At 69.4% G+C, this 23,042-nt stretch carries 19 protein-coding genes; 6 read left to right on the top strand and 13 right to left on the bottom strand.

Features of this window, described 5'->3' with window-relative positions; translation table 11 throughout:
- Positions 1–26: 26 nt before the first annotated feature.
- Complete coding sequence (locus JOD31_RS06430; protein ID WP_204949490.1) at positions 27–1,217, top strand: PQQ-dependent sugar dehydrogenase; 1,191 nt, start codon at positions 27–29, stop codon at positions 1,215–1,217.
- A gap of 155 nt (positions 1,218–1,372) precedes the next feature.
- Here the strand turns inward: JOD31_RS06430 and flgH are convergent, their stop codons facing one another.
- The 4 genes from flgH to flgF are packed head-to-tail and all read right to left on the bottom strand — an operon-like array spanning position 1,373 to position 4,634.
- Positions 1,373–2,125, bottom strand: a complete 753-nt coding sequence (flgH, locus tag JOD31_RS06425; protein ID WP_204949489.1) for a flagellar basal body L-ring protein FlgH — start codon at positions 2,123–2,125, stop codon at positions 1,373–1,375.
- Positions 2,126–2,139: 14 nt separating this feature from the next.
- Positions 2,140–3,069 carry a flagellar basal body P-ring formation chaperone FlgA gene (gene flgA / locus JOD31_RS06420; protein ID WP_204949488.1) on the bottom strand — a complete coding sequence of 310 codons (930 nt, stop codon included), beginning with the start codon at positions 3,067–3,069 and terminating at the stop codon, positions 2,140–2,142.
- A gap of 5 nt (positions 3,070–3,074) precedes the next feature.
- Positions 3,075–3,863: a flagellar basal-body rod protein FlgG gene (gene flgG / locus JOD31_RS06415; protein ID WP_204949487.1), complete on the bottom strand. Its 789-nt coding sequence runs from the start codon at positions 3,861–3,863 to the stop codon at positions 3,075–3,077.
- A 27-nt stretch (positions 3,864–3,890) separates the two neighbouring features.
- A complete protein-coding gene (flgF, locus tag JOD31_RS06410; protein ID WP_204949486.1) occupies positions 3,891–4,634 on the bottom strand; it encodes a flagellar basal-body rod protein FlgF in 744 nt (247 codons plus the stop codon).
- A 311-nt stretch (positions 4,635–4,945) separates the two neighbouring features.
- Here flgF and JOD31_RS06405 point away from each other — a divergent pair, with 311 nt between their 5' ends.
- The 5 genes from JOD31_RS06405 to JOD31_RS06385 all read left to right on the top strand — a co-directional run bounded on the left by JOD31_RS06405 (position 4,946) and on the right by JOD31_RS06385 (position 11,426).
- Complete coding sequence (locus JOD31_RS06405; protein WP_204949485.1) at positions 4,946–5,482, top strand: flagellar basal body-associated FliL family protein; 537 nt, start codon at positions 4,946–4,948, stop codon at positions 5,480–5,482.
- 25 nt (positions 5,483–5,507) lie between these two features.
- Positions 5,508–6,662 (top strand): flagellar motor switch protein FliM, encoded by a 1,155-nt coding sequence (gene fliM, locus JOD31_RS06400; RefSeq protein WP_204949484.1) that lies wholly within the window; start codon positions 5,508–5,510, stop codon positions 6,660–6,662.
- 3 nt (positions 6,663–6,665) lie between these two features.
- Entirely contained in the window at positions 6,666–7,223 is a 558-nt protein-coding gene (locus JOD31_RS06395) for a DUF6468 domain-containing protein (RefSeq protein WP_204949483.1), read from the top strand.
- Positions 7,220–7,918, top strand: coding sequence for a MotE family protein (locus JOD31_RS06390; protein ID WP_204949482.1), 699 nt, complete (start codon positions 7,220–7,222; stop codon positions 7,916–7,918). The genes JOD31_RS06395 and JOD31_RS06390 overlap by 4 nt, the downstream gene beginning before the upstream one ends.
- A gap of 97 nt (positions 7,919–8,015) precedes the next feature.
- On the top strand, positions 8,016–11,426 hold the full coding sequence (locus JOD31_RS06385; RefSeq protein WP_204949481.1) for a tetratricopeptide repeat protein: 3,411 nt from the start codon (positions 8,016–8,018) through the stop codon (positions 11,424–11,426).
- A 91-nt stretch (positions 11,427–11,517) separates the two neighbouring features.
- Here the strand turns inward: JOD31_RS06385 and JOD31_RS06380 are convergent, their stop codons facing one another.
- The 9 genes from JOD31_RS06380 to JOD31_RS06340 form a co-directional block, all read right to left on the bottom strand.
- Positions 11,518–12,492 (bottom strand): HpcH/HpaI aldolase/citrate lyase family protein, encoded by a 975-nt coding sequence (locus JOD31_RS06380; RefSeq protein ID WP_204949480.1) that lies wholly within the window; start codon positions 12,490–12,492, stop codon positions 11,518–11,520.
- A 121-nt stretch (positions 12,493–12,613) separates the two neighbouring features.
- Positions 12,614–15,382 (bottom strand): phosphoenolpyruvate carboxylase, encoded by a 2,769-nt coding sequence (locus JOD31_RS06375; protein WP_204949479.1) that lies wholly within the window; start codon positions 15,380–15,382, stop codon positions 12,614–12,616.
- 103 nt (positions 15,383–15,485) lie between these two features.
- The gene (gene sucD / locus JOD31_RS06370) at positions 15,486–16,385 is read right to left on the bottom strand and encodes a succinate--CoA ligase subunit alpha (RefSeq protein ID WP_204949478.1); all 900 of its coding nucleotides are present in this window, start codon (positions 16,383–16,385) and stop codon (positions 15,486–15,488) included.
- An 11-nt stretch (positions 16,386–16,396) separates the two neighbouring features.
- Entirely contained in the window at positions 16,397–17,566 is a 1,170-nt protein-coding gene (locus JOD31_RS06365) for a malate--CoA ligase subunit beta (protein ID WP_204949477.1), read from the bottom strand.
- A gap of 51 nt (positions 17,567–17,617) precedes the next feature.
- On the bottom strand, positions 17,618–18,247 hold the full coding sequence (gene fchA, locus JOD31_RS06360) for a methenyltetrahydrofolate cyclohydrolase (RefSeq protein ID WP_204949476.1): 630 nt from the start codon (positions 18,245–18,247) through the stop codon (positions 17,618–17,620).
- Positions 18,244–19,110, bottom strand: a complete 867-nt coding sequence (locus JOD31_RS06355; RefSeq protein WP_204949475.1) for an NADP-dependent methylenetetrahydromethanopterin/methylenetetrahydrofolate dehydrogenase — start codon at positions 19,108–19,110, stop codon at positions 18,244–18,246. The genes fchA and JOD31_RS06355 overlap by 4 nt, the downstream gene beginning before the upstream one ends.
- A 204-nt stretch (positions 19,111–19,314) precedes the next feature.
- Entirely contained in the window at positions 19,315–20,256 is a 942-nt protein-coding gene (locus JOD31_RS06350) for a D-2-hydroxyacid dehydrogenase (protein ID WP_204949474.1), read from the bottom strand.
- Between the two features lie 122 nt (positions 20,257–20,378).
- The gene (locus tag JOD31_RS06345; RefSeq protein ID WP_020188076.1) at positions 20,379–21,587 is read right to left on the bottom strand and encodes an aminotransferase class V-fold PLP-dependent enzyme; all 1,209 of its coding nucleotides are present in this window, start codon (positions 21,585–21,587) and stop codon (positions 20,379–20,381) included.
- A 533-nt stretch (positions 21,588–22,120) separates the two neighbouring features.
- Positions 22,121–22,999: an NAD(P)-dependent oxidoreductase gene (locus JOD31_RS06340; RefSeq protein ID WP_204949473.1), complete on the bottom strand. Its 879-nt coding sequence runs from the start codon at positions 22,997–22,999 to the stop codon at positions 22,121–22,123.
- Positions 23,000–23,042 lie beyond the last annotated feature (43 nt).

The following is a 23,042-nucleotide window of genomic DNA, read 5'->3' as shown; positions in this document are numbered from 1 at the left end:
CCATGACACAACCGGAGATGCTCCCCATGCGCCAGGCGTCGCTCGCCCGTTCCCTGCTGCTCGCGACGGCGGTGGGTCTCGCGTCGGCGCCGGCCGCCACCGTTCCCGCCTTCGCGCAGGCCAAGAAAGCCGAGACGGTCAAGTCCGAGAAGCAGAGCTTCTCCGTCGAGACGGTGGCGACAGGCCTCGAGAATCCCTGGGGGCTCGCCTTCCTGCCCGATGGCCGAATGCTGGTGACGGAAAAGGCCGGACGCCTGAGGCTGATCCTGCCCGACGGTAAGGTCTCGCCCGCGGTCACCGGCCTGCCGAAGGTGGACGCGCGCGGGCAGGGCGGTCTGCTCGACGTGGCGGTCTCGCCGGACTTCGCCAACGGGCGGCTCGTCTACTTCACCTTCTCGGAGGCGGGCGAGGGCGGCGTCAACGGCACGGCGCTCGCGCGCGGGCGACTGGCGGACAACGCGGCGCGGCTCGAGAACGTCGAGGTGATCTGGCGGCAGGCGCCGAAGTACGCCTCCACCAAGCATTACGGCTCGCGCATCGTGTTCGCGCCCGACGGGAAGACGATGTTCGTGACCGTCGGCGAACGCTCGGACAAGGAGTTCCGCGTCAAGTCGCAGGCCCTCGACGAGACGCTCGGCAAGGTCGTGCGGCTGACGCTCGACGGAAAGCCCGCGGCGGGCAACCCGTTCGAGGGCCGCGCCGACGCCAAGCCCGAGATCTGGTCCTACGGCCACCGCAACCCGCAGGGCGCGGCGATCAATCCGGCGGACGGCGCGCTCTGGGTGACCGAGCACGGGCCCATGGGCGGCGACGAGCTGAACAAGCCGGAGGCCGGCAAGAACTACGGCTGGCCGGTCATCACCTACGGCAAGGAGTACTCCGGCGCAGCCCTCGGCGAGGGAACGGAGAAGGAAGGGATGGAGCAGCCGGTCTACAAATGGGTGCCCTCGATTGGCACCTCGGGCCTCGCCTTCTACGGCGGGGACGCGCTTCCCGGCTGGAAGGGCAGCGCTTTCGTCGGCGGTCTCGCCATCCCGATGCTGGCGCGGCTAGAGATGAGCGACGGCAGGGTCGTGAAGGAGGAGCGGTTGCTCGAGGACATGGGCGAGCGCATCCGCGACGTCCGCCAGGGCCCGGACGGCATGCTCTACCTGCTGACCGACAGCGCCGAGGGCCGGGTGCTTCGCCTGAAGGCCGCCGCGAACGGACGCTCTTGAGGCGAGAACAGGGGAGCGGCCGCCGGGAGGAGCCGGCGGCCGCGTCCAGCTTCGCGGGGTTAACTGCGGGTGGACGCAGGGTTAACGCGCGAAGCCTTCGCGGACGACTGGCGGGGCGGGCCCTGCCGCGCCGCCGCCCGCAAGGGGATTAAGCCTCAGAACGGCAGCAGGACGTCCATCACCTGCTGGCCGTAGCGCGGCTGCTGCACGTCGGTGATCTGGCCGCGGCCGCCGTAGGCGATGCGGGCCTGGGCGATCTTCTCGCTCTCGATCGTGTTGTCGCTGTCGATGTCCTCCGTCCGGACGATGCCGGCGACGATCAATTCGCGGATCTCGAAGTTGACGCGGATCTCCTGCTTGCCCTCGATCACCAGCGAGCCGTTGGGCAGCACCTGGGTGACGACCGCCGCGACATTGGTGACCAGGGTCTCCTTGCGGTCGACCGAGCCTTCGCCTTCGCTCGACGAGGTCGAGCCGGCCTTCACGGCGTTCGACGGATCGACACCGCCCGGCAGGATCTTCTTCAGATAGCCCTCGTAGCCGAGCACGTTGTCGAGGTTCGCGGCCTCCGTGTTGGTGCGGCTGCGCTTGGTGGTGTTCTCAAGCTTGGCGCTGTCGGTGATGTCGACCTTCACCGTCAGAAGGTCGCCGACCTGGCGGGCGCGCGGATCCTTGAAGAAACCGCGGGCGCCGGACCGCCACAGCGAGTTCGGCTGGTACGACACCGGCATCGGCTCCGGCATCGGCATCTGCACCGGCTTGTAGCCCGCCTGGGTGGTGGGGTTTTCGATCGCCGAGAGGGCGGGCTGCTTGCCGATGCCGGCGAGCCGGTCGGCGGCGCCGCAGCCGGCGAGCAGGCTCGCAAGAACCACCGGGCCGGTCAGGCGGAAGGCGAGGGGGAGACGCATCGGACAGGTTCCTTTCAGCGTCGGGCGATGGCGGTCGGAGCCGCGGTCACCGTCACTTCGGACGGCCCCGTGACGACGCCGCTGACGATGCGCTTCGACTGGACGTTCTGGACGTCGATGAGATCGCCTTGCGCGCCGGACGCCAGCGCCTTGGCCTTGAGCGACAGCGACATGCCGGAGCCGCCGTAGACGAGCGTGACGAAGCCGCCGCGCTCCACGTGCTGGGGGCGCATGAGATCGTTCGCGCGGAAGGTCTGGCCCTCGCGCAGCGCGCGCCGGGTGGCGAGGCCGCGCGCGCCCTCGAGATCGACCGCGCCACCGTTTCCAGCCTTCGGGCGGCGCTCGACGATCAGGTCGGCGTCCCGGAGCACCTCGCCGCGGGCGAGCGGGCGCGCGGTCACCGCCACTTCGACGGTTTCGACCACGGCGCCGGTGACGCGCGTCCCGCGCGCGCCGCGGTCCGCGCCGAGGAGTGCCTCGAACCGGCCGGTGCGGGAGTCGAGCGCGAACTGCGAGACCTCCACGGCGCCGCGGTTCTGGGGCGAAAGATGCACGGGGCGGTCGTCGTCCAGCGTGACGCGCATGGCGGACGGCTCTGCGCCGAGGTCGGCTGCGGCGCGGGCCGCGATCGCCTCCATCACCTGGTCGCCGGTGACGCTGCGGCCGAGCCGCGTCACCGCGATCTCGGAGACGAGGCCGGCAGAGACGTCCTCGACGCCCGCCCGGCGCGCGGCGGCGATCACGACATCGGCCGGCACGGCGCCGGTGAGGCCGTAGTCCGGCGCGCGGAACAGGGCGACGCCCGCGTCGGCGCCGGCGTCGTCGGCGAGGTCGCCGAGGGTGACGATCTCGGCGGAGACCAGCGCTTCGGCGCGCAGCGTCGGGGCCGCGAAGGCGGCGGAGGACGCGAGCAGGACGGCGGCGAAGGCGGCGAGACGGATCATGGATCTCACCGCAGCATCGACGAGGTGGACTGCAGCATCTGGTCGGCGGACGCGACGACCTTCGAGTTCATCTCGTAGGCGCGCTGGGCCGCGATCAGATCCGAGATCTCGGTGACGGCGTTGACGTTCGAGGCTTCGAGGTAGGACTGGAGCGTGGTGCCGAAGCCCTCCGCGCCGGGATTGTCGACCAGCGGCGTGCCGCTCGCCGGCGTCTCGAGGAACAGGTTGTCGCCCTTGGCCTCGAGGCCCGACTTGTTGATGAAGCGCGCCAGTTCGATCTGCCCCAGCGCCTGGGGGGCGGTCTGGCCCTGGATGGTGGCCTCTACGCCGCCGGTCGCGCTGATGCTGACGCTGAGCGCGTTGGTGGGAACGGTGATCCCGGGCAGGACGGTGTAGCCGTCGGCGGTCACGAGCTGGCCGTTGGCGTCGAGCTCGAACGAGCCGTCGCGGGTGTAGGCGGTGCGGCCGTCCGGCAGCTGGACCTGGAAGAAACCCTCGCCCTTGATGGCGACGTCGTAAGTCTTCTCCGTCGAGGCCACGGTGCCCTGGCTCATCACCCGCGGCGTCGCCACCAGCTTGACGCCTGAGCCGACGTCGACGCCCGTGGGGAGCACGGTGCCGGTGTCCGAGCTCGACGCGCCCACCTGGCGCATCGACTGGTAGAGCAGGTCCTGGAACTCGGCCCGCTGGCGCTTGAAGCCGGTGGTCCGCATGTTCGCGATGTTGTTCGAGATGATCTCGACGTTGGCCTCCTGGGCGGCCATGCCGGTCGAGGCGATGTTGAGGGCGCGCATGGTGCGTCTCCGTCCGTCTTCGCCGGCTTACGCCGGGACCTCGGCAAGCTTCTCGATCGCCGAACGCCGGATGTCGTTCTGCGCGTCGAGGATCCCGGATATCGACGTGTAGGCCCGGTTCACCTCGATCAGGCGGCTCATCTCGACGATCGGCTTGACGTTCGATTTCTCGACCGCGCCCTGCACCACGGCGGTCGTGGCGGGCGCGTCCTTCGGATCTTCCGTGGTCGCGTAGAGATTGCTGCCGATCTTATGGATCGCCCGGGGGTCGTCGAAGCTGACGAGGCGGAGGCGGCCGCGCACGCCCTCGCTCGTCGCGATGGTGCCGTCCCGGCCGATCGTCAGCCCCGTCTCGTTGGGCGCGAGCTGGATCGGGCCTGCGGTGGACAGGAGAGGCGCGCCGTTGGCCGTCACGAGCTGGCCGGAGGCGTTGACCCCAAACTCGCCGCTGCGGGTGTAGCGCTCGCCGGCCTCCGTCTCGACCACGAAGAAGCCCTCGCCGTCGATCGCGAAATCCATCGCGCCGCCGGTCGCCTCCACGTTGCCCGGGGCGAAGCTGTGCCAGGTTCCGCGCTGCTGCACGAAGGACAGCTTCTGATCCTGTGTCGGAAACGTGCCGTCGCGGGCGTTCGGCATCATGAATTCGCTGAACACCATCTGCTCGGCCTTGAAGCCGGTGGTGTTCATGTTCGCGACGTTGTTGGCGATAACGTCGAGTTCGCGGCGCAGGACGACCTGGCGCGACAACCCGACGAGAGACGCGTTTTCCACCAAACGCTCCCGTGGTCCGTGTTTGCTTTCCGCGTGCGCCCCGCTTGTCCTCCCCGACGAGCGGCGCTCACGACGAGGGGATTGCACGCGCCGTGCCAACGTCGGCGGTCGTTCAGAACTGAGCAGGTCGACGCCGCGCAGCCGTTCGCGGCCGCCCGGCGCCATCGGGGCGAGCGGCGCAAAATGCCCGGCAGAACTTGCCGGGCGAAACGCATTTTCAAGAGTTCCTTAACCTTTGCGACCTATTCGTTAACCATGGCGGACGGGTCGCCTGGGGCGATGGGGGGCGCGGCGCGAGCCGCGTGTCGGGAATGGCGGAAGCCGAAGGCGCAGGCGGCGAGGCGAAGCCGAAGTCGAAGAAGAAACTGGTCGTCATTGCGGCCGCCGCGGCGGTGGTCGTGATCGGCGGCGGCGTGGGCGGCTACCTGATGTTCGCCAAGGGCGGCGGCGAGCATGGCGCCGCGGCCGCAGCGTCCTCCGGTCATGACGGCGGGGAGCACGGCGGCGAGGGCGAGGCCCAGGCCGCGACGCCCGCGAAGTCCGCGGCGTTCGTCGAACTGCCCGAGATGACGGTGAACCTGGCGACCGTCGACAAGGAGCGGCAGCAGTACGTCCGCATGACGGTGGCGCTCGAGGTCGGCAGCCCGGAGCTCGTGGAGGCGATCAAGCCCCTGCTTCCGCGCGTGATCGACAGCTTCCAGACCCATCTGCGCGAGATGCGCCCGAGCGATCTGCGGGGCTCGGCCGGGGCCTACCGCCTCAAGGAAGAGCTTCTGCGCCGGGTGAACGTCGCGATCGCTCCGGCGCGCGCCGACGCGGTGCTGTTCAAGGACGTCGTCGTCCAGTAGGGCGCGGACCAGAAGGGTCGGGACGATGGCGGGGGAAGACGACGACGATCTCGCGGCCGAATGGGGCGCCGCGATGGCGGAGCAGGTCGGCGAGGACGCCGAGGCGATGGCGGCCGAGTGGGCGGCCATGCTGGGCGGGCCCGCGGCCGTGGACGACGGCGGCCGCAAGTCTCCGGACCGCGTCCTGAACCAGGAGGAGGTCGACGGCCTCCTCGGATTCAACCCCCACGAGCTCGGCCTCAACTCCCAGTCCGGCATCCGCGCGATCATCAACTCGGCGCTCGTCTCCTACGAGCGCCTGCCGATGCTCGAGATCGTGTTCGACCGGCTGGTCCGGCTGCTCACGACCTCGCTTCGCAACTTCACCTCGGACAACGTCGAGGTCTCGCTCGACGGCATCCGCTCGGTGCGCTTCGGCGACTACCTCAACTCGATCCCGCTGCCGGCGATCCTCTCGGTGTTCAAGGCCCACCAGTGGGACGGCTTCGGGCTGATGACGGTCGACAGCGCGCTGATCTACTCGATCATCGACGTGCTGCTCGGCGGCCGCCGCGGCGCCGCGACCATGAAGGTCGAGGGCCGCCCCTACACCACGATCGAGACCAGCCTGGTCCAGCGCATGATCGAGGTGGTGCTGGCCGACGCCGAACAGGCGTTCCGGCCGATCACCAACGTCAACTTCTCGCTCGACCGGTTGGAGACGAACCCCCGCTTCGCCGCCATCACGCGGCCGGCCAACGCCGCGATCCTCGTCAATCTGCGGATCGACATGGAGGACCGCGGCGGCTTCATCGAGGTGCTGCTGCCCTACGCGACGATCGAGCCGATCCGCGAGACGCTGCTGCAGCAGTTCATGGGCGAGAAGTTCGGCCGCGACGCGACCTGGGAGGGCCATCTCGCGACCGAGATCTGGTCCGCCGAGGCCGAGCTCCACGCCGTGCTCTACGACAAGAAACTCCCGCTGCGCACCATCCTCGATCTCGACATTGGAGACACGCTGATGCTCGATGTCGCGCCCGACGAACTGGTCGAGATTCGGTGCGGCGACCAGGTCTTGACCGAGGCGCGCATGGGCCGCGCCGGCGACAAGGTCGCGGTCCAGATCGCCCGTCCGCTGCGCCGCTCGCACACCACGCTCGCCGCCTTCGAGGCGGCCGGCGAATCCCGGAAGGACGCCTGATCCATGGAGAACGTCGTCGGCTTCGCGATCGAGTCGCTCGTCGCGGTCCTGCTCGTCGCGACCATCGCCTATTGCGCGCTGCTGAACCGCAGGCTCGGCAAGCTGCGGGCGGACGAAGGCGTGATGCGCGAGACGATCACCGAGCTCGTCGCCTCGACCCACGCGGCCGAGCGCGCGATCGTCGCGCTCCGGGCGGCGCTCGGCCATTGCGAGGACACCCTGGCCGAGCGGCTCGGGCGCGCCGAAACCATGTCCACCGCGATCGCCGGCCAGCTGAGCGCGGGCGAGGAGGTGATCGAGCGCATCACGCGGATCGCCAAGGCGGCGCGCGAGCACGCCGCGCGCGAGGCGAGCATGGACGAGATCGCCCGGCGGGACGCGGATCGCGAGGCCGTGCGGCTGGCCGCCCGCCGCCGCGCCGAGGAGGAGGAAGAGACCCGCGCGCTCATCCGCCGCGTCGCCGAGGAGGCCGAGCCGATCAGCCGCTCGGCCGCGACGGCCGCGGCGGCCGAGCTGTTCGCCTCGCGCATCCGGGCCCTCAGCGCCGGTTCGCCGGCATGACGGCCGACCGCATCCGCCTGATGCCGATCGTGATGACCGCGGCCGCGGCGCTGCTCGCGCTCAAGACCGTCGGTCTCGTCACGCAGACGAGCTACCTGTTCGCGAGCCCGGCCGCGGCCGCCGGCGCCCCGAAGGCCGAGGGGCATGGCGCCGCGCCCGAGGCGGCGGAGCACGGCGAGGCCGCGCCGCCCGCCGTCCGTCCCAAGGAGGCCCCGACCGAGCCCGCGACCTCCGCGTCGGAGAAGGCTCTGCTGGAGGCGCTGCAGAAGCGCCGCGAGACGATCGAGGCCAAGGCGAGCGACCTCGACGTCCGCGAAAACCTGATCAAGGCGGCCGAGCGCCGGATGGAGGAGCGCCTCGTCGAACTCAAGCGGCTCGAGGAGCAGGTCTCGGCGGCGGAGGATCGCCGCCGCGAGGAGGACAAGGCCAAGTTCAAGGAGCTCATCGTGCTCTACGAGGGCATGAAGGTGAAGGAGGCCGCGCGGATCTTCGAGCGCCTCGACGCCTCCGTGCTGATCGAGGTCGCGAGCCGCATGAACCCCCGCAAGCTCGCCGAGGTCATGGGTCAGATGTCGCCCGACAGCGCGGAGAGGCTGACGGTCGCGATGGCGCGCCGCAGCGACGGGTCGCTCGCCCCGCGGCCGGTGGCTGCGAACGACCTGCCGCAGATCGTCGGACGCTCCGCCAATCCCTGACCGCGCGTCGCGAATTCCGCCGCGCCGGTAACCTTCCACCAACGGCTCGTCCTTAAAAGTGTTCGGTGCGGCCGTCCGGTCGCAGGCGAGCGCGAGGGTGAGGGACCTGGTCGACGTGTCGGGGGTGAGACTGCGGGCGATCTTCGCCGCGCTGGCGCTTGGCTGGACCTGCGCCGCGGCCGATTCCGCGCGCGCCGCGACAGCCACGGTGACCGCCGGCGTCCAGCCCGAGGGCTACGCCCGTCTCGTCTTCGCCTTCGACCAGATGCCGAAGATCAGCGCCTCGCTGTCGGGCACGGTGCTGGTCGTCAGCTTCGGGGAGCCGACGGAGGTCGATCTCGGCACGCTCGGCCGCGATCTGCGCGGCCTGGTCCGCATCGTCCGCAAGGAGGCCGACGACACCGCCATCCGCTTCGCGCTGGAACGCGGCGTCATCCTGAACGCGCAGGAGGCGGGCGATTCGTTCTACGTCGACCTGCTGCCGACGACATGGAAGGGCATGAAGCCCAGCCTGCCGCCCGAGGTCGTGGCCGAGATGAGCCGCCAGGCGCGCCGAAGCCGGATCGCGGAGCTCGAGGCGCGGGTGCGAAAGGCGGCCGCCGCGACGCCGCTCACCGTTTCCGGCGCCACGCATCCCACCTTCCGAAGGCTCGTGTTCGGCGTGGACCCCCGCGTGCAGGTCGATCTCACGCGCAAGGGCGACACGGCGCTGGTGACGTTCGGCGCGGACATGCCGTTCGACATCGCCGCCGCTAAGGCGGGGCTGCCGACGCCGCTCGCCGGACTGGCGGTCCGTCGCGCCAACGGCGGGGTCACCGTCGTCGTCCCGGCGCCGAAAGACGTCGCGGTGCGCGGCTTCCGTGAAGACGACACCTATGTGCTGGACGTGGATCGGAACGACGCCGCGGCCTCCGCCGACGCGGGCGAGGGGAGCGACGCCGATCCCCACCACGCGGAGCCGCGCCCGGCCGCGCGCGCGGATCCCGTCGAAGCGCTGAAGGGCGCCCTCGCGGCCGCAGCTTCGGCCGTCGCCGCGGAGGTCCACGCGCCGAAGGTTGTCCCGGCCCCCGCCCCGCAAAGCGTTCCCGGCGCGGAGGCGCCTGCGGCCCCCGTCGCTCCCGCGGCGGCCGGCCGGCCGGAGCTCAGCCGGTCGGGCCAGTCGCTCCGCATCCGGTTTCCGTTCGACAAGCCGACCCCCGCCGCCGTGTTCTCGCGGGGCCGTACGGCCTGGGCGGTGTTCGACACGCCCGATCCGATCCCGCTCGACGACGTCCTCAAGGCCTCGAACGGCGCGATCCTCGCCATCGAGCAGAGCGTGGTGGAGCGCGGCCGGGTCATCCGTCTCAAGCTGGCGGAGCCCCGCGCGGTGACGGCGGCCGCCGAGGGGGCCGCCTGGATCGTCTCGCTCGGCGACGACATCCTCGGCGGCGCCGATCCGATCGACTTCGCCTCCAGCTTCGGCCGGGACGGCCGCGGCGGGCTGGTCGCGCGTCTCGACGGCCTCGGCGGCGTCCGCGAGATCGACGATCCGGATTTCGGCGACCGCCTGATGGTGGCGTCCCTGTCGGGCCCGGCGCGCGCCTCGCTTCGGCCGCAGGCCTTCGTCGAGGTCGGGCTCCTGCTGACCGCGCAGGGCGTGGTCGCCCTGCCGATGGCTGACGACGTGCGGATGACGGCGAAGATGGACGCGCTCGCGATCGAACGCGACGCCGGGCTGTCGCTATCGATTGGCGGCGGGGCGCGCGCCGCGGAGGCCGGCGCCGGCGGCCCAGCGTCGGATGTCGTGCTCGACGCCGCCGGCGGCCGCGAGGCGGTTTCGGAGCGGTTCCACGCGCGCGAACGCAAGCTGCTCGACGCGGCCGCCCGCGCGACGCCCGACGAGCGCATCGAAGCGCGCATCGCCCTGGCGCGGTTCTACACGTTCCGGAGGATGGCGGCGGACGCCCGCGCGGTGATCGAGGCGACGGTCGGGGAGGATGGGCTGGCCGAACGTGACCCGCGGGTCGCCATTCTGCGCGCCGCAGCCGCGGCGCAGCTCGGCCGCTACACCACCGCCATCCAGCTGCTCTCGACGCCCCAGCTCGCGGCCAGCCCCGAGGCCTCGCTGTGGCGCGCCTTCGCCGAGGCCGGGGAAGGGCGCGTCGGGCCGGCGAGGGACTACCTGCGCAAGGGCGCATCCGCGATCGGCGCGCTGCCGCCCGATTACCAGGCGCTGTTCGGCGAGATGGAGGTGTCGCTCGCGCTCGACGCGAAGGATCACGTCGCGGCGGTCAGCGCCTTCGATCGCCTGGAGCTGCTGCCGGCGATCCACGGGCAGGGCGCGCGCGAGGTCATGCGCGGCCGCGTTTTCGAGGCGCTCGGCCAGACCGACAAGGCGCTGCAGTCCTATGACGTCGTGCTGAAGGGGGCCGATCCGATCTCCGCCGCCGAGGCGGAGCTGCGGGCGATCGAGCTGCGGCTGACGGTAGGAAAGGTCTCGATCCCGGACGCCATCGCCGCGCTCGAACGGCTGGTGACGGGCTGGCGCGGCGACTGGATCGAAGCCGAGGGGCTTGCGCGCCTCTCCGGCCTCTATGCCGACGCAGAGCGCTGGCGCGACGCCTTCACCACGCTGAAGACCGCGATCGAGGCGTTCCCCGACGTCGAAGCCACGCGCACGCTGCAGGACCGGATGCAGGCGCGGTTCACCGACCTGTTCCTGGGGCCGGCGGTCGATCGCATGCAGAAGGTCGACGCGCTGGCGCTGTTCTACGATTTCCAGGAGCTCAGCCCCGGCGGCAAGCGCGGCGACGAGCTGGTGCGGCGGCTCGCGGACAAGCTGGTCGAGGTCGATCTGCTCGACCAGGCCTCGGCGCTGCTCGAGTACCAGATCGAAAACCGCCTGACGGGGGCCGGCCGCGCGCAGGTCGCCGCGCGCGCGGCCATGATCTACCTGATGAACGACAAGCCGGCCGAGGCGGCGCGGGTTCTGCAGAAGACGCGGCAGGCCGACCTGCCGGCGTCGCTCGTCCGCACCCGCCTGATGCTCGACGCGCGCGCTCTGGCGCAGACCGGCCGCACGGAGCTCGCGCTCGAAATGGCGGACGGCCTCGGCCCCGAGGCGGCGCGGCTGAAGGCCGACGTGCTGTGGGCGGCGCGGCGCTGGAGCGAGGCGGGCGACGCGCTGGAGGTCGCGCTCGGCCCGGCGTGGCGCAAGCCCGAGCCGCTCGACGCGTCGGAGCGCGCCGACGTCATGCGGGCGGCGATCTCGCTGTCGCTCGCCGATGACGATCTCGGCCTCGACCGCATCCGGCAGAAGTTCGCCTCCAAGATGGCGGACAGCCCGGACGCCCATGCCTTCGAAGTGGTGACGGCGCCGATCGAGGCGCGCGGCGAGGCCTTCCGCGAGGTGGCGCGCTCGATCGCGACGACGGCCGCTTTCGAAGGCTTCCTGAAGGACTACCGCAAGCAGGCCGAAGACGAAGCCGCGAGCGCCGCAGCTCCGCCGCGCGCGGAAGGCGCGGGCTGACGCCGCCGAGACGGCGAGCTCAAACGAAAACGGCCGGAGCGAAGCCCCGGCCGTTCTGCGCTTGGATTGCGATCGACGTTCGAAACGCTGATCACGCGGCCTTCATCGCGTTGGCCTTTTCGATCAGCGCTTCCGCCATGCGGATGGAGGCGATGTCGATCAGGCGGCCGTCGAGCGCGACGGCGCCGCGGCCGGCCTTGGCGGCCTCTTCCATCGCCTCGAGAATGCGACGGGCCTTGGTGACCTCGGCCTCGGACGGGGTGAACACCTCGTTGGCGAGGTCGATCTGCGAGGGATGGATCGCCCACTTGCCCTCATAGCCAGCGGCGGCGCAACGGCGGGCGGCGGAGAGGTAGCCGTCCGGGTCGGAGAAGTCGCCGAAGGGGCCGTCGATCGGGCGCAGGCCGTAGGCGCGGCAGGCGACCAGCATGCGCTGCTGGGCGAACAGCCACGGGTCCTGCCAGTGAGTCTCGCGCTTGCCCGCCTCGTCCTTGTCGGTGAGCACCGAGTAGTCCGGGTTCACGCCGCCGATGACGGTCGAGCGGGTCCGGCAGGAGGCGGCGTAGTCCGCCACGCCGAAGGACATCGCCTCGAGGCGCTTCGACGAGGTCGCGATCGCCTCGACGTTCGCCATGCCGAGCGCGGTCTCGATCAGCACCTCGAAGCCGAGCTTCTTCTCGCGCTTCTTCGCCTGCTCGATCTGGGTGACGAGCACGTCGATCGCGTAGACGTCAGCCGGCACGCCGACCTTGGGGATCAGGATCATGTCGAGGCGCGGGCACTGCTCCACGATGTCGACGACGTCGCGGTACATGTAGTGGGTGTCGAGACCGTTGATGCGGATCATCATGGTCTTCGTGCCCCAGTCGATCTCGTTCAGGGCCTGAACGATGTTCTTGCGGGCCTGCTCCTTGTCGTCGGGCGCGACCGCGTCCTCGAGGTCGAGGAAGATGACGTCGGCGTTTGACTGCGCGGACTTCTCCATGAAGGTCGGGTTCGAGCCCGGCACCGCAAGCTCAGAACGGTGCAGACGCGGCGTGGCCTGCTGAACCAGAGTGAAGCTCATACTTTCCTCCTGAAGCGAATTTCAAAGCACGATCGCTGCGGCGGACCGTACTCATTATAACTATGAGGGCAACACATCAGTTCGGATAAACTACGAAAAGCGCATACGCCTCGATCTAATCTTATCCTGTGGCGCCGAATCCGACGGCGATGCAGTTAATGGACAGAAGAAGCGCGGATTTGGCTTCCTCGCGCTTGAACTCATCGGTTTCGCCGCGGTAGCGGCGGAGCAGTTCGACCTGCTCGTGGCTCACCTGGTTGATGACGGGCAGGCGCTCCGCCAGCCGTTCCCGGAAAGCGGGATAGCGGAAGGCGATCTCGCCGCCGCCCGAGACGCGCAGCGCCATCTCGCAGGTCAGCGCGTATTCCTCCTCGATCATCCGGAAGATGTCGTCGCGGACCGCCTCGTTCGGCACGAGCCCGGAGTACTCGCGCGCGATCGAGAGATCGACCATGCGCAGCGTCTTCTCCACCTCGTCGAGGATCAGTCGAAACGGCTTCGACTGTTCGAACATGCGCTTCAGCAGCGCCTCGCCTTCGTCGCCCCGGACGTCGATGAAGTTCTTGAGCGCCGAGCCGATGCCGTACCAGCCGGTGATGATGTGGCGGTTCTGGGCCCAGGCGAAGACCCACGGGATCGCGCGGAGATCGGAGAGCGTGCGCGCGCCGAAGCGGCGGGCGGGGCGCGAGCCGATGTTCAGGAGCGCCAGTTCGTCGAGCGGGCTCGCGTTCTGGAAGTACTCGACGAGGCCGGGATGGCTGATGAGGTTGCTGTAGACCGCGCGCGAGGCGCCCGACAGCGCCTCCATGGCGTCGTCGTACTCCGGCCGCGCCGCCGCGCGCTCTTTCTGCGAGCTCAGCACGTGCTGGATCACCGCCGCGGCGGTGAGCTCCATCTGGTAGGCGGCGGTGCCGCGGTTCGAGTATTTGAACGAGACGACCTCGCCCTGGTCCGTCACGCGGTACTGCCGGCGGATCGCGCCGGGGGGCTGAGCGGCGATTGCGCGCGCGGTCGGCGCGCCGCCGCGTGAGACCGAGCCGCCGCGACCGTGGAAGAACGCGATCGGCACGCCCGCCTGCTCGCCGACCTCGGTAAGCTTGGCCTGCGCCTTGTAGAGCTCCCAGTTCGAGGCGAAGTAGCCGCCGTCCTTGTTGCTGTCGGAGTAGCCGATCATCACCTCGTGGTAGCCGCCCTGCCAGCGCACGGACCGGCGCACCAGCGGGATCGACAGCAGCTCCTTCATGATCGCCGGCGCGGCGCGGAGGTCTTCGATCGTCTCGAACAGCGGGACGATCGGCAGCTGGCAGATCTCGACGCCGGGGCTGTCGAGATAGATCCGCGCTTCCTTGGCGAGGACGTAGACGCCGAGGATGTCGTTCACGGAGCGCGTCATCGACAGCACGAAGCAGCCCACGGCCTCGCGGTCGAGCTCCGTGCGCATCTCGGCGACCAGCGCGAAGGTCGCGAGCGTCTCGCGCGAGTCGTCTGACAATCCGTCAAGCCGGCGCGGCGTCGACCGCGGCTTGGACAGCTCCGAGGTGAGCCAGGCGCGCCACTCGCGGGATTCGACGTCCGGGGCCTGATCGGCGGACTGTCCCTCGATCGCGGCCCACATCTCCCGCAGCGTGTTGGTCGTGCGGGTGGAGTTCTCGCGCACGTCGAGATGGACCGTCGAGAAGCGGAACAGCTCGACCATCCGGCGCACCGGGCGGACCTGGTTCACGGCGAGCGAGCGGCAGCCGGCCTCGACCAGTCCCTGTTCGAGGGCCTTGAGGTCGTTGATCAGTTCGTCGGCGTCCACATAGAAGGGGCCCGGCAGGATGACGGGCTCCTCCTTGTTGCGCTCGATGGTGGCGTCGAGCTTCCGCAGGATGCAGGTCTGGAACTGCCGGAAGTGCTCGCCGGGGTTGCGCGCCTCGATCGCCTGTCCCTCGCCGCTCGCGGCGAGGCGGGCTGTGAGCTCCTTGCGGAACGAGATCGGCGTCGGGAGCGACCGCTCGGTGATCGACAGCAGCTTGCCGAGATCGACGATGCGGGTGCGGAAGCGCCGCATCGAGGCGCGGCCGTTGCGCTTGAGGGTCGTCCGGGTGACCGCGGAGGTGACGAACGGATTGCCGTCGCGGTCGCCGCCGATCCACGAGCCGAACTGGAAGAACGCCGGCACCTCGAAGGTCTCGTCCGGGTAGTATTCGGCGAGCGAGGCTTCGAGCGAATCCAGCACCTCCGGCAGCGTGTCGAACAGCGACTCGTCGAAGAAGTGCAGGCCCCACGAGACCTCGCGCACGACCGTCGCCTTCTCGAGCTGCAACTCGCCCGTCATCCAGATCAGCTCGATCTGGTCGCGGAGGTCAGCGATCAGCGCGACGCGCTCGCGTTCGGTCCAGCGCGGCAGCTCCAGCTCGCGCAGGTCGAGATAGATGCGACGGAGCTTCTCCAGCACCGTCACGCGCTTCGCTTCGGTCGGGTGCGCGGTGAGGGTGGGGCGGATGCGCAGCTCGCGCAGCAGCGTGTGGATCTCGGACGGCTTCACGCCCGCCGCGACGGCGTCGGCGAGGACGCTCGAGAAGGTGCCCTTGACCTCCGCGCGCCCGAGGGTCCGCTCGGCGTGGCGCCGCCGCCGCATCGCCGTGTTTTCCTCCACGATCGACAGCAGGCGGAACCAGATGCCCTGGACCTGCAGCGCGCGGCCCATCAACTCCGGGCTGAGGCCCGCGATGTCGGTCTCTCCCTTGAGCACGCCCTCGAGTTCCGGCTGATGCCGGCGGCAGACGTCGAGCAGCGACTGGAACAGGATCTCCGTCGCGGTGTCCGGCTCGGTGCCGGTGATCATGGGAGCGGCGAAGCCGGCGTCGGGCGTCGCGCGGGGAGCAAGTTGAACGATCGAGGTCATCGCGAGGTCCACTTCTACCGACGTGCGGAGGCGCGCCGTCTTTGGAGACGGATGACGGCCGGCGTTGGCGCTTATTGAGGCGCCGACGCCGGCGTGCGGAGCGTCAGGCCGCGTTCTTGAGCTTGCCCAGGACCTCTGCAACCGTTGTGCCGAAGTCGCCGGGGGAGGGAGCCACCGTCAGCCCGTAGGAGAGCATGATCTCGGCCTTCTCCGCCGCGCTGTCGCCCTGGGCCGAGATGATCGCGCCCGCGTGGCCCATCCGCCGGCCCTTCGGCGCGGTCAGCCCCGCGACGAAGCCGATCACCGGCTTCGTCATGTTGTCCTTGATCCAGGCCGAGGCCTCGGCCTCCTGCGGGCCGCCGATCTCGCCGATCATCAGCACGGCGTCGGTCTCCGGATCCTGCTCGAACAGCGCGAGATGGTCGAGGAAGGACGAGCCGTTGATCGGGTCGCCGCCGATGCCGACGGAGGTCGAGATGCCGATGCCGAGCGCCATCATCTGCGACGCCGCCTCGTAGCCGAGCGTGCCGGAGCGCGAGATCACGCCGACGTTGCCCTTGAGGTAGATGTGGCCGGGCATGATGCCGAGCATCGACTTGCCCGGCGAGATGATGCCGGCGCAGTTCGGGCCGACCACCATGGTCCGCTTGTCCTTCGGGTAGCGGCGCAGGTAGCGCTTCACGCGCATCATGTCCTGGGCCGGGATGCCGTCGGTGATCGAGCAGACGAGGGCGAGCCCGGCGTCGGCGGCCTCCATGATCGCGTCCGCCGCGAACGGCGGGGCGACGAAGGTGATCGAGGTGGTGGCGCCGGTCGCGGCCACCGCGTCCTTCACGGTGTTGAACACCGGCAGGCCGAGGTGCGTCTTGCCGCCCTTGCCGGGCGTCACGCCGCCGACGACGTTGGAGCCGTACTCGATCATCTCCTTGGCGTGGAAGGTGCCTTTGTCGCCCGTGATGCCCTGGACGATGATCGGGGTCTTCTCGTCGATGAGGATGCTCATGATCGGTCTCCTCAGGCCGCGGTCTTGTAGGCGGCGACGGCCTTCTGGGCGGCCTCCGACAGGGTGTCCGCGGCGATCAGGTCGAGGCCGCTCTCCTCCAGGATCTTCTTGCCGGCCTCCACGTTGGTGCCGGCGAGGCGCACGATCAGCGGCACCTCGATCTTCACCTCCTTCGCGGCCTGGATCACGCCCTGCGCGACCCAGTCGCAGCGGTTGATGCCGGCGAAGATGTTGACCAGGATCGCCTTGACGTTCTTGTCCGAGAGCACGAGGCGGAACGCGGTCGCGACGCGCTCGGGGCTGGCGCCGCCGCCGACGTCGAGGAAGTTCGCGGGGCTGCCGCCGGCATGCTTGATCATGTCCATGGTCGCCATGGCGAGGCCCGCGCCGTTGACGATGCAGCCGATCTCGCCGTCGAGCCCGATGTAGTTGAGGTTGTGCTCGGCCGCCTGCGCCTCGCGCGGGTCGCTCTGCGAAGGGTCGTGCATGTCCGCGACGTTGTGACGACGGAACAGCGCGTTGTCGTCGAACGACATCTTGGCGTCGAGCGCGAGCAGGCGGTCGTCGCGGGTCACGACGAGCGGGTTGATCTCCAGCATCACGCCGTCGGTGTCGCGGAAGGCGCGATACGCGCTCATGATGAGGCGGACGGCGGCCGAGACCTGCCGGATGTTGAGCCCGAGCCGGAACGCAAGCTCGCGCGCCTCGAACTGCTGAAGGCCGACCGCGGGCTCCACGACAATCTGGATCAGCGCCTCGGGGTCGTTCTGGGCGATCTCCTCGATCTCCATGCCGCCGTGCGTGGAGGCGATGACGACGACGCGCTCGGCCTTACGGTCCAGTACGAAGCCGAGATAGAGCTCGCGCTCGAAGGGGTCGGCGACCTCCACGTAGACGCGCTGGACAGGCTTGCCCTCGGGTCCGGTCTGGGCCGTCACGAGGCGCTTTCCGAGCATGGACTTCGCCGCGTCGCGCACCTCGTTGTAGGTGCGGCAGAGCTTGACGCCGCCCGCCTTGCCGCGGGCGCCGGCGTGGATCTGCGCCTTGACGGCCCAGAACGAGCCGCCGAGCTCGGTCGCGGCGTAGACCGCCTGGTCCGGGCTGAACGCCACCGCCCCCTTGGGGACGGCGACGCCGAAACTCGCGAGCAGTTCTTTAGCCTGGTACTCGTGAACGTCCATCACGACCCTCCTTGCGTTTCAACGTACCGACGCGCGAGCTTTCGTGTGTGGTCAGCTCACCTTGTTCTTCACCACGTCGTACGTCTTCTTCGTGAGCGTCTCGGCTTCGCCGAGCAGCGTCTCGAGTTCCTGGATGCGGGCGTCCGCGAACTCCCGGTCCTTGATCGACTTGGCGTTCACCCGGACGTTGAGGGCGGCGCTCAGCAGGCCGGCGTAGGCCGACTGCACGGCGACGCCGGCGTCCGAGATCACGTTGAGGTTGCCCTTGTCGGCGGTGATCGCCGCAAGGTCGATCACGTCGCGGCAGAGCCGCACCGCTTCGAGCGGCACGTCGGTCGCGACCTTGAGCGCGGCCTGGATCGTCTCGACGCGCGCGGCCTTCTCCTCGTCGGTTCCGCGCGGGAGCCCGTAGGCTCCCATCACGGCGTCGAAGGCCTTCACGTCGTCGTCGATCGCGTCCGTCAGCTGCGCGCGTAACGCTTCCGAGCGGACGAGCACGTCCTTGAGCTCGGCCTCGACCTCGGCGTACTTCGGCTTGCCGACGGTGAGGTTGATCACCATCGACACCAGCGCCGCGCCGGTCGCGCCGTGGATCGCGGCCGCGCCGCCGCCGCCCGGCGTCGGAGCCTCGCTCGCGAGCTCGTCCAGGAAGACGCCGAGGGTCTGGTCCTTGGCCGTCATGCCATCTCCTTCGCGAGCGCGTAGATCTCGTCCGCGTCGAAGGACTGGTCGGCCGCCTCGAACAGCTTGCCGATCAGCGTGCGGTGGAGCTTGAGCTTCAGGCCGCCGAGACCGAGCGCGCCGAGCGCGAGCTTGCCGTGGCGCTCCTTGGCCTTGTCCATGGCGTCGATGCCGCCGATGCCGAGCGGGGGCTGGGCGTTGTAGTCCACCACGATCTCGATCGAAGCCTCGGACTTCCAGACGTCTTCGGCCAGCAGCTCCAGGCCGATCGCGCCGGCGGAGAACACAAGGTTCGCGCCCGACACCGCCTTGGCGCGGTCGTCGCCGCTCTTCGCCTCGACCGCTTCGACCTTCACGCCGAAGCGCTTCTCGATGTTGTCGGCGGCCTTCTGCGCCTTGTCGAGCGCGCGCCCGACGATCGCGACCGTCGCGCCTTCCTTGCCGAGCATCGCGGCCGAGCGCATGCCGACCGGGCCGGTGCCGGCGAGGATGACGGCCCTCTTGCCCTTGACGTCGCCGCCGAGCGCCTTCACGGCCAGCGCGACGCCGGCCGCAGCCGTCGTGTTCGAGCCGTTCGAGTCCAGCATCGTCGAGACGCGGAACGGGCCGAAGAAGCGCTTCTGGACGGCGTCGTAGACCGCCTCGCCCGCCGCCATGTCGCCGCCGCCGACGAAGATCGCCGTCGACTTCTTCTCCGAGCCGCCGCGCGTGTAGATCGTGCCGTCGACATAGGCGCCGACGTTGTCCGGGGTCACATTGCCGTAGCCCGTGATGTGGTCGGCGCCGCCGTCATAGCCCACGACGACGTCGAAGACGCTCGGGGTCGGGTCGGTGTCGAACTGAAACAGCAGTTTCTTGGTCATGGTCTTCCCTGTCGCCCGCGTTCGGGCTGTCTTGTTTGATCGCTCGCGCCGCAGGGGCGTACGAGCAACGCCGTTTCCTCACCCGCCGGTCATGCCCGTCTTCGGGCATCCACGACTGCGACGTAGAGCGCCTCCCAACCCCAAGTCGTGGATGCCCGAAGACGGGCATGACGGCGGAGGTTCGGGCGCTCTACGCGGCGGGCTTCACTCCACGACGTTCGACGGCTTGCCGGCGACGAAGTTCTCGACGTTGTCGATCAGCTGGTCGGCGAGGATCTGCATGGCCTGCTTCGACGCCCACGCGACGTGCGGGGTGACGATGAGGTTCGGCAGGTCGGCGTCGCACAGAATGTTGCCGTCCTTCGGGGGCTCCTGCGCCACCACGTCGAAGCCCGCGCCGCCGATCTCGCCCGACTTCAGCGCCTCGAGCAGGGCCGCCTCGTCCACCAGCCCGCCGCGGGCGGTGTTGATGAGGATGGCGCTGTTCTTCATCTTCTTGAACTGCTCCGCCCCGAACAGGTTCTTGGTGTCGGGCGTGAGCGGCACGTGAATGGTGATGATGTCGGACTGGGTCAGCACGGTCTCGAAGTCGACCAGGCCGTCCTGCGGGAAGACGTCGTAGGGCAGGATCTTCATGCCGAGCGCTTCCGCGCGCTTGCCGATCGACTTGCCGAGCGCGCCGTAGCCGACGATGCCGAGCGTGGAGCCGGCGACGTCGTAGATCGGATAGTCGAAGTAGCAGAACTGCTGCGACTTGTTCCAGTCGCCGCGCTTCACCGAGTTCGCGTAGGGCACGATCGCGCGCCGCAGCGCGAAGATCAGGCCGATCACGTGCTCCGGCACGGTGTTGAAGGCGTAGTTCCGGATGTTCGAGACGACGATGCCCTGCGCCTTGGCCTGGGCCTTGTCGACCACGTCTGTGCCGGTGGCGGCGACGGCGATCAGTTTGAGCTTCGGCAGCTGCTTCAGAACGTCGGCCCGCATCGGCACCTTGTTGATCAGGGCGATGTCGGCGTCCTTCAGGCGCTCGACGATCTCGTCGGGCGTCCAGGTGGACTGATGCTCCACGTACTCATGCGGAAAGCTCGGCGCGCGCACGTTGGCGTCGAGGCTTTCGCGGTCCAGAAAGACGATCTTGTGCGTCATTGCGCTCCCCATGCGCCGGTCCGCGCGGGAGCGTTCCCCCGTCGGGACTCGGGCGTTTTTGACCGTGGCAGAATGACGACCGGGCGCGCTCTGTCCAGCGCGCCCGGTCGCTTCACGTCAGGTCAGGCCGCCTTGGGAGCCGCGGCCTGGGCCTCGATCGGGTTGTCGCGCAGGTAGTCCTGCGCGGCGCCGACGCCGGAGCCGGCCTTGATCTTCACGCCGTTGTCGAGCATCGACATTTCCGCGCCCGCGATCGCGCCCAGCAGCATGAGCTCGTTCAGGTCGCCGATGTGGCCGATGCGGAAGACGCGGCCCGCGACCTTCGAGAGGCCCGCGCCGAGCGCCAGATTGTAGCGGTCATAGGCGTGGCGAATGATCTTCGCCGCGTCGATGCCCTCCGGAGCCAGGATCGCCGACACGGTGTCGGAGTGCCAACGCGGCGACTTCGCGCAGAGCTTGAGGCCCCAGGCGTCGACGGCCTTGCGGGTGGCTTCGGCCAGCACGTGATGGCGGCGGAAGATCTGCTCCAGGCCCTCGTCCTCGATGCACTGCAGCGACTCGCGCAGGCCGTGCAGCAGCGGGGTCGCCGGCGTGTAGGGGAAGTAGCCGGACGGGTTGGTGTTGATCTGGTCCTGGAAGTCGAAATAGACCTTGTTGAGCTTCGAGTTCTTCCGGAGGTTCAGCGCCTGCTGGCTGACGCAGACGAAGCCGAGGCCGGCCGGCAGCATCAGGCCCTTCTGCGAGCCGGAGACGGCGCAGTCGACCTTCCACTCGTCGAAGCGGAAATCGATCGAGCCGAGGCCCGAGACCGAGTCGACGAACAGCAGCGCCGGGTGCTTGGCGGCGTCCATCGCCTTGCGGATGGCGCCGATGTTGGAGGTGACGCCGGTCGCGGTCTCGTTGTGGACGACCATGACGGCCTTGATCTCATGCGCGGTGTCCGCGACGAGAGCCTCCTCGATCTTCTCCTCGTGGGCGCCCGTGCCCCACTCCTCTTCCTGGATCTGCACGTCCAGGCCGAGGCGCTGGGCCATGTCGGTCCAGAGGTGCGAGAACTGGCCGAAGCGTGCCGTCAGCACCTTGTCGCCGGGGGCGAGCGTGTTGGTGAGCGCCGCTTCCCAGCCGCCGGTGCCGGAGGACGGGAAGATGAAGACCTGACCGTCCTTCGTCTTGAAGACCTTCTTTAGGCCCTCATAGAGCGGCTTGGTCAGCTCGGGAAAGATCGGCGAGCGGTGGTCTTCCTGCGACACGACCATCGCGCGGAGCACCCGCTCCGGGACGTTCGTCGGGCCGGGGACGAACAGGAAGTTCTTGCCGGGGCGTCTCGCCATTGTTTCCTCCTAAGCGCATTGTTGGCGCGCAGAATAGAGATCAGAGTGAGAAAGAACTATGCGACAGCTGGTCACGTGGTCGTTTGGACGATAAAACCGCCGCATATTCTGGTGAATTCAGTCAACCTAGTGTTGTCATTCAGAAAAACTTCTAGGCTGACCGATTGGTCGTAATCAACGTTTACGGCGCAGGAGCCGGAGGCGCTGAGCGCGCGCAAACGCCTCGGCGTCGCGCGGGCGCAAAACCGACGGCGCAAGATGCCCTTGAATCTCTCCAAGGCACGATGCGACTTTCGGCGCACGCCCTCGTCGCGAACGACCGTACGCCATCCATATCCTGCGCTGGCATGCCAGGGAAGGCCGCTTCGCGGGCCGCCCCAGCGATTTCATCGCCGCAGTAATGCTGTGATGTCGGAAGGAAATCGGCTGATTGGCGACGTCGATCGCGCGGCCGTCGGAAGATGTGTTGCGAGGGAGGGCCTGGATAGCGCAACGCGCGCGGCGAGACCGCCGCGCGTATCTTTGGGGTGGGGTCAGAGACGCCCGGCGCGGCGAGCGGCGACCTTCGCAAGCGCAGCCCAGTCGAGATCGCCCTCGCCATGCGCGACGCCGTCGATGAGATTGTCCCGTAGCACGGCGGCGAAGAGCATCGGCGTCCGGGCCGCCTCCGCGGCTTCGAGAGCGAGCCGGACGTCCTTGAGCCCGAGCGACAGCTTGAAGCCCGCCGGCTCGAACGTCCCCGAAGCGATCGCCGCGCCATAGCCCTGATAGGCGGGCGCCGCGAACACGGTCGAGGTCGCCATCGCGAGAAAGTCGGCGCCCGAGACGCCGTGGCCTTCGGCGAGCGACGCGGCCTCGCCCATGGTCTCGATGGCGCTGGCCAGCATGAAATTGACCGCGAGCTTCACCGCGTTCGCCTGTTCGGGCCGCTCGCCGAAGCGCCAGGTCTTGCGGCCCATGACGTCGAACAGCGGCTGCGCGCGGTCGATGGCGTCGGCGCGTCCGCCGGCGAGGATGTTGAGTTCGCCGGCCTCCGCGACGTTCACCCGGCCCAGCACGGGCGCCGCCACATAGGCGACGCCGCATCTTTCGGCCTGGTCGGCGAGCGACGCGCCGAAGGCGACCGCGACCGTCGCCATGTTCACGAGCAGCGCGCCCGGCGCCAGCGCCTCGAGCGCGCCGCCGTCGAGCAGGACCGCCTTCGTGGCGGCGTCGTCCGCGAGCATGGCGATCAGCACGTCCGCTCCGTGGGCGGCCTCGGCCGGGCTCGCCGCGGGCTCCGCGCCGACCTCCGCAAGCCGGGCCGCAGGGCCCTCCGAACGGTTCCACACCCGTAGGGCCACGCCCGCCTTCGCCAGATTGGCGGCCATCGGCGCGCCCATCGTGCCGAGCCCGAGAAACGCCACCTGCATGGCGACCTTCCCTGTGTTGAGGTTACGGGACCGTCGACGAGGC

Origin of the sequence: Methylopila capsulata (assembly GCF_016907975.1) — a bacterium.
GTDB classification, from domain to species: domain Bacteria; phylum Pseudomonadota; class Alphaproteobacteria; order Rhizobiales; family Methylopilaceae; genus Methylopila; species Methylopila capsulata.
Note: the sequence above shows the minus strand (reverse complement) of the source record. Positions and strands in the feature narration are given on the sequence as shown.

Coding starts and splice junctions, on each gene's coding strand:
- JOD31_RS06430 (WP_204949490.1), top strand. CDS start 27: ATGCGCCAGGCGTCGCTCGCCCGTTCCCTGCTGCTCGCGACGGCGGTG.
- JOD31_RS06350 (WP_204949474.1), bottom strand. CDS start 20,256: ATGACGCACAAGATCGTCTTTCTGGACCGCGAAAGCCTCGACGCCAAC.
- sucD (WP_204949478.1), bottom strand. CDS start 16,385: ATGAGCATCCTCATCGACGAGAAGACCCCGATCATCGTCCAGGGCATC.
- flgG (WP_204949487.1), bottom strand. CDS start 3,863: ATGCGCGCCCTCAACATCGCCTCGACCGGCATGGCCGCCCAGGAGGCC.
- flgA (WP_204949488.1), bottom strand. CDS start 3,069: ATGATCCGTCTCGCCGCCTTCGCCGCCGTCCTGCTCGCGTCCTCCGCC.
- JOD31_RS06380 (WP_204949480.1), bottom strand. CDS start 12,492: ATGAGCTTCACTCTGGTTCAGCAGGCCACGCCGCGTCTGCACCGTTCT.
- fchA (WP_204949476.1), bottom strand. CDS start 18,247: ATGACGGCCAAGGACCAGACCCTCGGCGTCTTCCTGGACGAGCTCGCG.
- JOD31_RS06365 (WP_204949477.1), bottom strand. CDS start 17,566: ATGGACGTTCACGAGTACCAGGCTAAAGAACTGCTCGCGAGTTTCGGC.
- JOD31_RS06405 (WP_204949485.1), top strand. CDS start 4,946: ATGGCGGAAGCCGAAGGCGCAGGCGGCGAGGCGAAGCCGAAGTCGAAG.
- JOD31_RS06345 (WP_020188076.1), bottom strand. CDS start 21,587: ATGGCGAGACGCCCCGGCAAGAACTTCCTGTTCGTCCCCGGCCCGACG.
- JOD31_RS06375 (WP_204949479.1), bottom strand. CDS start 15,382: ATGACCTCGATCGTTCAACTTGCTCCCCGCGCGACGCCCGACGCCGGC.
- JOD31_RS06355 (WP_204949475.1), bottom strand. CDS start 19,110: ATGACCAAGAAACTGCTGTTTCAGTTCGACACCGACCCGACCCCGAGC.
- JOD31_RS06390 (WP_204949482.1), top strand. CDS start 7,220: ATGACGGCCGACCGCATCCGCCTGATGCCGATCGTGATGACCGCGGCC.
- JOD31_RS06340 (WP_204949473.1), bottom strand. CDS start 22,999: ATGCAGGTGGCGTTTCTCGGGCTCGGCACGATGGGCGCGCCGATGGCC.
- JOD31_RS06395 (WP_204949483.1), top strand. CDS start 6,666: ATGGAGAACGTCGTCGGCTTCGCGATCGAGTCGCTCGTCGCGGTCCTG.
- flgH (WP_204949489.1), bottom strand. CDS start 2,125: ATGCGTCTCCCCCTCGCCTTCCGCCTGACCGGCCCGGTGGTTCTTGCG.
- fliM (WP_204949484.1), top strand. CDS start 5,508: ATGGCGGGGGAAGACGACGACGATCTCGCGGCCGAATGGGGCGCCGCG.